We start from the raw sequence: 9,727 nt of genomic DNA on the forward strand, positions 1-9,727 counted from the left end.
CCCTCGCCGCACTCAGTGCGCCGCCCGCTGCTGGAGGGTGGCCTGCCAGGCGGGGGCCGGTTCCTCCGGGCCGGTCTCCTGCGCGCGGCCGCCGCGTGCGAAGAAGTCCGCGAGCGGCAGGATCGCCGCGCCGACGGTGACGGCGTCCGGTCCCAGGGTGCCGAGGTCGATGCGCACATGGGAGGCCGGGTACGACAGGGCGTACGACGTGGCGTGGGTCCGTACGGATTCCAGGAAGCGCGCGCCGAGCTGGAGCCCCGCCCAGCCGCCGACGAGAATCCGCTCGGGCTGGAAGAGGTTGATGAGGTCGGAGAAGCCCGCGCCCAGGTACTCCGCGGTCTCCTCCAGTACGGCCAGCGCCGTGGCGTCCGCCTCGGGCTCGGTGCCCCCGGCGTCCGCGCCGGGGTAGGCGGCGGCGAGCATCGCGGTCAGCGCCGTCTCCTCGTCCGCGCCCTCGGGCGGGCGCCCGCCCGCCTCCGCCCAGCGCTGGAGGAGCGCCTCGGCTCCCGCGTACGCCTCAAGACAGCCCTGGGCTCCGCAACGGCAACGGCGGCCCCGGACCCGTACGGTCAGGTGCCCCCACTCCACGGCCCGGCCCGGGCGCAGGGAGTCGGAGACCACGCAGGCACCGACGCCTGAACCGAAGAGCACGACCACCGCGCTCTGGGCGCCGCGGCCGGCCCCGAACCACATCTCGGCCTGGCCGAGCGTCTTGGCGCCGTTGTCGATGTAGTACGGCACGGTCTCGGGCAGCACCCCGGACTCGCGCAGCAGCCGCTCCAGCGGCACGGCGTCCCAGCCGATGGTCTGGCCGTGCACCACGGCACCGTCCTCGGGGGTCCGCGCGACGATGCCGGGCACCCCGATACCGACGCCGAGCAGCCGGTCCACGGGGATGTCCGCCCGGTCCAGGACCTCGGCGATGCCGTCGAGGAGGTGGCCGACGACGACACCGACGTCGTAACGGGTGTTGCGGCCGACGCGGTCGCCGGTGAGGGGCTTCTCGACCCTGGCGAGCTCGGTGAGGGCCAGGTCGAAGAGTTCGATGCGTACGCGGGTCTCCCCGACGTCGACGCCGATCATGTATCCGCAGCGGGGGCTGATGCGCACCAGGATGCGCGGGCGCCCGCCGCCGGAGTCGACGCTCCCGGCCTCCTCCACGAGCCCTTCCGCGACCAGCTCCGCCACCACGTTGCTGACCGAGCCGGAGCTGAGGCCGGTGGCGGGACCGAGCGAGAAGCGGCTCAGGGGCCCGTCGAAATACAACCGTTGCAGAACGGCGGTGCGGTTTTCCCGCCGCAGGTCACGCACCGTACGGCCACTGCGCACTTTCACCCTGCCCCCTCTTCCTGAAGTTCCTACCCGCAACCTACAGGTGCCAAGACCCTTGACGCGACCTTCGCTTGAGGTTTAACTCACATCCTAAATTAAGTCGTGGGGGCCTTCAGGGTCCGAACGCGGGGCGCTGCTCCGGCCTTCATTCCCCCACGGCCCCGCCACTTCCCGAAAGGCCCCTGTCGTCATGCGCAGAAGCCGAGCCGCGGCCGTCGGTGCCGTCACCCTCTCGCTCGTACTCACCGCGGCTGCCTGTGGCGGCGGATCGTCCGGTGCGGGGGGCTCCAACGAGCAGCCCAAGACCCTCACCTACTGGGCGTCCAACCAGGGTGCCAGCCTCGAAGTCGACAAGAAGGTCCTCCAGCCGGAACTCGACAAGTTCGAGAAGGAGACCGGCATCAAGGTGAAGCTGGAGGTGGTGCCCTGGGGCGACCTGCTCAACCGCATCCTCACGGCGACCACGTCAGGCCAGGGCCCCGACGTCCTCAACATCGGCAACACGTGGAGCGCCTCGCTCCAGGCCAGCGGCGCGCTGCTGCCGTGGGACGCGAAGAACTTCGACAAGATCGGCGGCAAGGACCGCTTCGTCGAATCGGCGCTCGGCTCGACCGGCGTCCAGGGCCAGGACCCCGCGGCCGTACCGCTCTACTCCATGGCGTACGCGCTCTACTACAACAAGAAGATGTTCGCGGACGCGGGCATAGCGAAGCCGCCCGTCACCTGGGACGAGGTCGCCGCAGCCGGCAAGAAGCTGTCCAAGGACGGCAAGTGGGGCCTCGGAGCCGAGGGATCGAACCTCTCCAACAACATCCACCAGGTCTTCGTCCTCGGCAAGCAGCACGGCGCCGACTTCTTCACCCCGGACGGCAAGGCCGACTTCACCTCGGACGGGGCCGTCGCCGCCGTCAAGCAGTACGTCGACCTGATGGCCAAGGACAAGATCGTCGCGCCCGGCAACGCCGAGTACGCGCAGAACCAGTCCCTCAGCGACTTCGCCACCGACAAGACCGCGATGGTGCTGTGGCAGACCGCGTCCGCCACCTTCACGTCCCAGGGCATGAGCGAGGACGAGTGGGGCGTCGCGCCCGCGCCGGTGCAGTCCGGACAGCCGGGCCAGGGCACCGCCACCAACTCCATGGTGGCCGGCATCAACATGGCCGTCTTCAAGAACACCAAGAACATCGACGGCGCCACGAAGTTCGTGAAGTTCATGACCGGTGACGAGGAGCAGACGATCCTCAACAAGGCGTACGGCTCGATCCCGCCGGTCAAGGCCGCCCAGGAGGACCCCGCGTTCAACGGCCCGGCCCTCTCGGTCCTCAGGGAGACCCTCGCCACCAGCGCCGCCGCGCTGCCCCAGGTCCCCGAGGAGTCGCAGTTCGAGACCGTCGTCGGTACCGCGGTCAAGGAGCTCTTCGCCGACGCCGCCGCCGGACGCCCGGTGACCGAGGCCTCGGTCAGGGCGAAGCTCGACAAGGCCCAGCAGCAGATGCCCAAGAAGTGAGTGCGGACACCACCATGACCACCACCGCTGCCCCCGACCACACGGGCGCGCGGACAGCACCGAAGGACAACCCCGGAGCGGCGCCCCGCAGGCGCCGCTCCGGGCGGCTGCGCCGTATCAGCCTGCCCTACCTGCTGCTGCTTCCCGCCGTCCTGCTGGAACTCCTCGTCCACCTGGTGCCGATGGTCATCGGCATCGTCGTCAGCTTCAAGGAACTCACGCAGTTCTACATCCGCGACTGGACCACCGCGCCCTGGGCCGGCCCGGACAACTACGCGCTCGCCGTCGACTTCGACGCCCCCGTGGGGGAGGCGCTGCTGAAGTCCTTCGTCACCACCTGCGTGTTCACCGTGATCTCGGTCGCCCTGTGCTGGCTCCTCGGCACGGCCGCCGCGGTCTTCATGCAGGAGAGCTTCCGGGGCCGGGGCTTCCTGCGCACCCTGTTCCTCGTGCCGTACGCGCTGCCCGTCTACGCGGCGGTCATCACCTGGGCGTTCATGTTCCAGCGGGACAACGGCCTGATCAACCACGTGATCCACGACCAGCTGGGCCTCACCGACAGCCCGCCGTTCTGGCTGATCGGCGAGAACAGCTTCGTCACCCTGCTCGTCGTGGCGGTGTGGAAGGGCTGGCCGTTCGCCTTCCTCATCATGATGGCCGGGCTCCAGAACATCCCCCGGGAGATCTACGAGGCCGCCGCCCTCGACGGGGCCGGCGTCTGGCAGCAGATCCGCCGCATCACGCTGCCCTCGCTGCGCCCGGTCAACCAGGTCCTGGTCCTCGTCCTGTTCCTGTGGACCTTCAACGACTTCAACACGCCGTTCGTGCTCTTCGGCAAATCGGCGCCCGAGGCGGCGGACCTGATCTCGATCCACATCTACCAGTCCTCGTTCCAGACGTGGAACTTCGGTACGGGCTCCGCCATGTCGGTCCTGCTGCTCCTGTTCCTGCTGGTCGTCACGGGGCTCTACCTCCTCTTCACCTCACGGGGAAGGAAGGCCACCGATGTCTAGCCACTCCCGGCAGCGGCCCCGCTCACCCATGGCACCCCCGCAGTCGTTCCTGTGGAGCAGGCGGATCTTCCTGTCGCTGCTCACCGTGTTCGTGGTGCTCCCGGTGTTCGTGATGGTGTCCAGCTCCCTCAAGCCGCTCCAGGACGTCTCGGGGAAGTTCCAGTGGATCCCCTCGGGGCTCACCGTGCGCCCCTACTTCGACATCTGGGAGACCGTCCCGCTCGCCGACTACTTCATGAACTCGCTGATCGTGGCGGGCTCCGCGACCGTCCTGTCCGTGATCATCGCCGTCTTCGCGGCCTACGCCGTCAGCCGCTACAGCTTCCGCGGCAAGCGCGTCTTCACCGTGACCGTGCTGTCGACCCAGATGTTCCCCGGCATCCTCTTCCTGCTGCCGCTCTTCCTCATCTACGTCAACATCGGCAACGCCACCGGCATCGCGCTCTTCGGATCACGGGCCGGCCTCATCCTCACCTACCTCACCTTCTCGCTGCCGTTCTCCATCTGGATGCTCATCGGGTACTTCGACTCCGTACCCCGGGATCTCGACGAGGCGGCCAAGGTCGACGGGTGCGGGCCGCTCGGGGCGCTGTTCCGGGTCATCGTGCCCGCCGCGATCCCCGGCATCGTCGCCGTCGCCGTCTACGCGTTCATGACCGCCTGGGGCGAAGTGCTCTTCGCCTCCGTCATGACCAACGACGCCACCCGGACGCTCGCCGTCGGCCTCCAGGGCTACTCCACCCAGAACGACGTGTACTGGAACCAGATCATGGCCGCCTCGCTCGTCGTGAGCGTGCCCGTCGTCGCCGGATTCCTCCTCCTCCAGCGCTACCTCGTCACCGGCCTGACCGCCGGCGCCGTCAAGTAGCCGCAGCGGTCCCCGCGACCCTGCCTCCCCTCCCGAACAACCCAGAGAGGTCCTCTGTGTCCGCACCCATCGACCTTGCCGCCTTCCCCCGCGACTTCGCCTGGGGCACCGCCACCTCCGCCTACCAGATCGAGGGCGCCGTCACGGCGGACGGCCGAGGCCCCTCCATCTGGGACACGTTCTCCCACACCCCCGGGAAGACCGGCAACGGTGACCACGGCGACGAGGCCTGCGACCACTACCACCGGTGGCCCGAGGACATCTCCCTCATGAAGCGGCTCGGCGCCGACACCTACCGCCTCTCCGTCGCCTGGCCCCGGGTCTTCCCCGGCGGCGACGGGCCGGTCAACGACGCCGGACTCGACTTCTACGACCGCCTCGTCGACGGACTCCTCGACGCCGGCATCACCCCCTCGGTCACCGTCTACCACTGGGACCTTCCCCAGGCGCTCCAGGACCGGGGCGGCTGGGCGCGGCGCGACACGGCCGAGCACCTCGCCGCGTACGCCTCCGCCGTCGCCGGACGCCTCGGCGACCGGGTCACCCAGTGGGCCACCCTGAACGAGCCGCTCTGCTCCGCCTGGATCGGCCACCTCGAAGGCCGGATGGCCCCGGGCATCACCGACCTCACGACGGCCGTCCGGGCCTCCTACCACCTGCTGCTCGCCCACGGCCTCGCCACCGAGGCGATCCGCGCGGCGGCCCCCGGCGCGCAGATCGGCCTCGTCACCAACCACTCGACGGTCGCCGCGGCCTCCACCCGCTCCGAGGACATCGCGGCGGCCGTCCGCATGGACGGGCACACCAACCGCTGGTGGCTGGACCCCGTGTACGGCAAGGGTTTCCCCGCCGACATGCGCGAGCTGTACGGGGTCGAGCTGCCCGAGCGCCCCGGTGACCTCGACACCATCGCCGCGCCCCTCGACTGGCACGGCCTCAACTACTACTTCCCCGCCACGGTCACCGACGACCCCGAGGGGCCCGCCCCGTACGCCCGGGAGATCCGCCTCCCGGACGTGCCGCGGACCGGCCTCGACTGGCAGATCGACGCCGACGGTCTGGAGGCGCTGCTGATGCGCCTCACGGACGACTACGGCGTCAGCCGGATCTACGTCACCGAGAACGGCTCCGCCTTCCCGGACACACCGGGCCCCGACGGCGCCGTCCACGACCCCGAAAGGACCCGCTACCTGGAACAGCACGTGGCCGCCTGCGCCCGCGCGGTCCGCAAGGGGGCGCCACTGGCCGGGTACTACGCCTGGTCGCTGCTCGACAACTTCGAGTGGGCCTACGGCTACGACCCGCGCTTCGGCCTCGTCCACGTCGACTACCCGACGCAGACCCGCACCATCAAGAGCAGCGGCCACCGGTACGCCGAGATCATCCGCGCCCACCGGCAGGCGCACGGCTGACAGCCGGGGGCCGACCGGGCGGGCAGGGCGGGGCGGCCCGGTCAGGCGGACTCGCGGACCACCAGTTCCGGTGTGAACACCGTGGACGCGGGCTCGGTACGGACACCGCGTACGTGCTCTTCGAGCAGCTGGGCCATGGTGGCCGCCATCCGCTCGACCGGCTGGCGCACCGTGGTCAGCGGCGGCCGGCACGTCACGGCGATGCTGGAATCGTCGAAGCCGACGACCGCCACGTCCTGCGGGATGCGCCTGCCCTGTTCGCGCAGGACCTGGCAGGCGCCCTGGGCCATCAGATCGTTGGCCGCGAACACCCCGTCGATGCCGGGGTGCTCCGCCAGCAGACGGGCCATCGCCACCGCGCCGCTGTCGAGGGTGAACATGCCCTCGGCGACCGGCGGGTGGTGTTGTCCGGCCCGGGCCAGGGTGTCGCGGAAGCCGTCGAGCCGGGCGCGGGCGGCCGGGATGTCCAGGGGGGCGCGGATCGTGGCGATCCTGCGGCACCCCCTGGCCAGCAGGTGTTCGGCCGCCAGCCGGGCCCCCGCGTAGTGGTCCAGGTCCACGTGACTGAACTGCTGCGGCCGCTCCGGGCGGGCGAAGAGAACGGTGGGGACCCCGGCGGCGGCCAGCAGCTGCGGCAGGGGATCGGCGGCCTGGATGGAGACCACCAGCGCACCGTCCGCGCTGCCCTGGCGCAGATAGTCGACCGCCTGCCCCCGGGCCTGCTCCGACTCGGCGAACATCAGCACCGGATGCGTACCGTGGGCCCGCAGATATCCCAGGACCCCGCTGACGACCCGCCCGAAGAAGGGGTCGGCGAAGACCCGGGCGGCGAACGCGTCCCCCGCCCCCGACACGATGAGGGCCACGGTCCCGGCCCGCCGGGTCACCAGGGCCCTGGCCGCCCGGTTGGGGGCGTACCCGGTCCGGTCGATCGCGTGGCGGACCAGATCCTGGATGCCGGGGTCGACATTGCGTACGCCGTTCACGACCCGCGACACCGTCGCCCGGGACACCCCCGCCTCCCGCGCGACGTCTTCGAGCGTCGGGCCCCGTCTGCTCATGGTGTGAACCTTAAGGGGCTCGCGGGAGGAGCCGGGTCCGGCCGGGGCATCGTGTATAACGGCTTGAGGGGCGAACGCGTGTGCGCGCGCCCCGCCGGACCGTGACCGTGGTGACTGGGGTGAAGGAGAGGCCGATGGGTGACGCGAACCGTCTCCGTGGTGCCTTCGCCCGGCTGCTCCGGCCCCTCGGCCTGATCGTTCTCTTCCTCACCGAGGTCCTCCTCGCCGAAGGCGGCAGCCTCTCCGCCGCGGTCGCGCTCGCCGCCACCGCCGCGGCCGGTTCCGCCCTTCTCGCCTCCGCCGTCATCAGCGCGCGCTGTGCCGCCCCCGTGCCTCGCACCCGGGTCCGCACAGCCATCCGCGACCGGGAGAAACGCACCGCGTTCCTGCCCCAGCGCGATCCCGACGCCCGGGGCCGCACCAGGCCCCGAGCACCCGGCCGTGCCCTCCTGACGGCCACGTAGGGGCTTCGCCGCACCAGTAAGTCGCACCACGAGCGCCACTTGCGTGCACCCCGCGTGGGCCGTCCTGCCGAGTCCGTACGTACTCCCGGCACGACGAGACCCCCGGAGGGCTCACCCATGTCCGCATTCATGTCCGCCTTCGCGAGCCTGGTCGGCTCGCTCGCCGACCTGCTCCAGCCGTTCTTCCAGACGGCGTCCACCGCCGCCGCGATCGTCCTGTTCACCGCCCTCGTACGGCTGGCCGTGCACCCCCTGTCACGGGCGGCGGCCCGGGGGCAGAAGGCGCGGACCAGGCTCCAGCCGCAGATCGCCGCGCTCCGCAAGAAGCACGGCAAGAACCCCGAGCGGATGCAGAAGGCGCTTATGGAACTGCACGCCGCGGAGAAGGTCTCCCCGCTCTCCGGGTGCCTGCCGAGCCTGCTCCAGATGCCCGCGTTCTTCCTGCTGTACCACCTCTTCTCCAGCGCGCGGATCGGCGGCGAACCCAACGCCCTGCTGAGCCACCGCCTCTTCGAGGCGCCGCTCGGCGCCCGCTGGCACGACGCGCTCGGCGAGGGCGGTGTCTTCGGTGCGCAGGGGCTCGTCTACCTCGCGCTCTTCGTGATCGTCGCGGCCGTCGCCACGTTCAACTACGGGCGTACGAAGCGCCAGATGGCCGCCAGCCCCATGACCCCCGCCACGGGCCCCGACGGGCAGCCGGTGCCCGGCATGGGCGCGATGACGAAGCTGATGCCGCTGATGTCGTTCATGACGCTCTTCACCGTGGCCTTCGTGCCGCTCGCCGCCGCGCTCTACGTCGTGACCAGCACCACCTGGACCGCGATCGAGCGGGCCTTCCTGTACCGCGACATGACGGCCCCGGGCGCCGCCATGGCCACCGCGGCGTAATCGGTCCGGCCGATGCTCCGGTCCAGTGTGTGAACAGGGTCTTGCGGGGTGATCCGATGTCTTGGAGGATCGACCAAGCCCATTCGATGGCCGCAACCACCGACGGGCTCGATCTCGACCAAGGGGAGATGGACCGTTGAAGCTGCTTCGAGTCGGTACGGCGGGCGCGGAACGCCCTGCGCTGCTTGACCAGGACGGAACCCTGCGCGATCTGTCGGGCCTCGTCGGCGACATCGACGGCGGGCTGCTCGCCGACGCGCCCGCGCTCGCCCGGATACGGGCGGCGGCCGGGGCGGGCGAGCTGCCCGAGCTGGCCGCGGACGGGCTGCGGGTCGGTCCGCCGCTCGCCCGGATCGGCAAGATCGTGTGCATCGGGCTGAACTACCACGACCATGCCTCGGAGACCGGCGCGGCGATCCCGGAGGAACCGATCCTGTTCTTCAAGGCACCGGACACCGTCGTGGGACCGGAGGACACGGTGCTGGTGCCGCGAGGCTCCCGCAAGACCGACTGGGAGGTCGAGCTCGCGGTCGTCATCGGGCGGACCGCCCGCTACCTGGAGTCGGCCGAGGAGGGACTCGCGCACGTGGCCGGGTACGCGACGGCGCACGACGTCTCCGAGCGCGAGTTCCAGATCGAGCGCGGCGGCACCTGGGACAAGGGCAAGAACTGCGAGACGTTCAACCCGCTGGGGCCGTGGCTGGTGACCGCTGACGAGGTGCCCGACCCGCAGGCGCTGTCGCTGAAGCTCTGGGTCAACGGCGAGCTGAAGCAGGACGGCAGCACCGCCGACCAGATCTTCCCGGTGGGTGAGGTCGTCCGCTATCTGAGCCACTTCATGACGCTGTACCCGGGCGATGTCATCAACACCGGCACCCCGGCCGGGGTCGCCATGGGGCAGCCCGAGCCCAAGCCGTATCTGCGGGCGGGCGACGTCGTCGAGCTGGAGATCGCGGGGCTCGGACGGCAGCGGCAGGAACTGAAGGACGCCTGACGGCCCCGGCGGACCGAGGAAAGATCGGAGGGGTTGGGGGCCCCTTCGCATGCCGGCGGGGGGGGGGGGGGGGGGGGGGGGGTTCCCCCCCCCCCCCCCCCCCTGCGTGGGGAGGGGGGTGGGAGGAAGAAGGGGGAGGGGGGGGGGGGGAAGGGGGTATGGGAGTGGGACCAATTTAACAGGGCCAC

General features: G+C 70.8%; 9 protein-coding genes. 7 read left to right on the top strand and 2 right to left on the bottom strand.

Annotation, left to right across the window (positions count from 1 at the left end; genetic code table 11):
• Window positions 1-12: 12 nt before the first annotated feature.
• Window positions 13-1,335, bottom strand: coding sequence for an ROK family transcriptional regulator (locus AC07FA_RS00800; RefSeq protein WP_479072527.1), 1,323 nt, complete (start codon window positions 1,333-1,335; stop codon window positions 13-15).
• Between the two features lie 187 nt (window positions 1,336-1,522).
• Between AC07FA_RS00800 and AC07FA_RS00805 the strand changes: the two genes are divergently transcribed.
• Genes AC07FA_RS00805 through AC07FA_RS00820 form a run of 4 tightly spaced genes read left to right on the top strand, consistent with a single transcriptional unit; the run spans window position 1,523 to window position 6,132 of the window.
• Window positions 1,523-2,839 (top strand): ABC transporter substrate-binding protein, encoded by a 1,317-nt coding sequence (locus AC07FA_RS00805; protein ID WP_479072528.1) that lies wholly within the window; start codon window positions 1,523-1,525, stop codon window positions 2,837-2,839.
• Between the two features lie 14 nt (window positions 2,840-2,853).
• On the top strand, window positions 2,854-3,852 hold the full coding sequence (locus AC07FA_RS00810) for a carbohydrate ABC transporter permease (protein WP_479072529.1): 999 nt from the start codon (window positions 2,854-2,856) through the stop codon (window positions 3,850-3,852).
• A gap of 28 nt (window positions 3,853-3,880) precedes the next feature.
• A complete protein-coding gene (locus AC07FA_RS00815) occupies window positions 3,881-4,720 on the top strand; it encodes a carbohydrate ABC transporter permease (RefSeq protein WP_479073406.1) in 840 nt (279 codons plus the stop codon).
• A 56-nt stretch (window positions 4,721-4,776) separates the two neighbouring features.
• A complete protein-coding gene (locus tag AC07FA_RS00820; RefSeq protein WP_479072530.1) occupies window positions 4,777-6,132 on the top strand; it encodes a GH1 family beta-glucosidase in 1,356 nt (451 codons plus the stop codon).
• 41 nt (window positions 6,133-6,173) lie between these two features.
• Here AC07FA_RS00820 and AC07FA_RS00825 read toward each other — a convergent pair whose 3' ends face one another.
• Window positions 6,174-7,193, bottom strand: a complete 1,020-nt coding sequence (locus AC07FA_RS00825) for a LacI family DNA-binding transcriptional regulator (protein ID WP_479072531.1) — start codon at window positions 7,191-7,193, stop codon at window positions 6,174-6,176.
• A 134-nt stretch (window positions 7,194-7,327) separates the two neighbouring features.
• Between AC07FA_RS00825 and AC07FA_RS00830 the strand changes: the two genes are divergently transcribed.
• From AC07FA_RS00830 to AC07FA_RS00840, 3 genes are all read left to right on the top strand, one after another.
• Window positions 7,328-7,657, top strand: a complete 330-nt coding sequence (locus tag AC07FA_RS00830; RefSeq protein WP_479072532.1) for a DUF6412 domain-containing protein — start codon at window positions 7,328-7,330, stop codon at window positions 7,655-7,657.
• Window positions 7,658-7,774: 117 nt separating this feature from the next.
• A complete protein-coding gene (locus tag AC07FA_RS00835) occupies window positions 7,775-8,545 on the top strand; it encodes a YidC/Oxa1 family membrane protein insertase (protein ID WP_479072533.1) in 771 nt (256 codons plus the stop codon).
• Between the two features lie 136 nt (window positions 8,546-8,681).
• Window positions 8,682-9,539 (top strand): fumarylacetoacetate hydrolase family protein, encoded by an 858-nt coding sequence (locus tag AC07FA_RS00840; protein ID WP_479072534.1) that lies wholly within the window; start codon window positions 8,682-8,684, stop codon window positions 9,537-9,539.
• The last annotated feature ends 188 nt before the right edge of the window (window positions 9,540-9,727 follow it).

It is taken from the genome of Streptomyces sp. NPDC045968 (genome assembly GCF_056430475.1).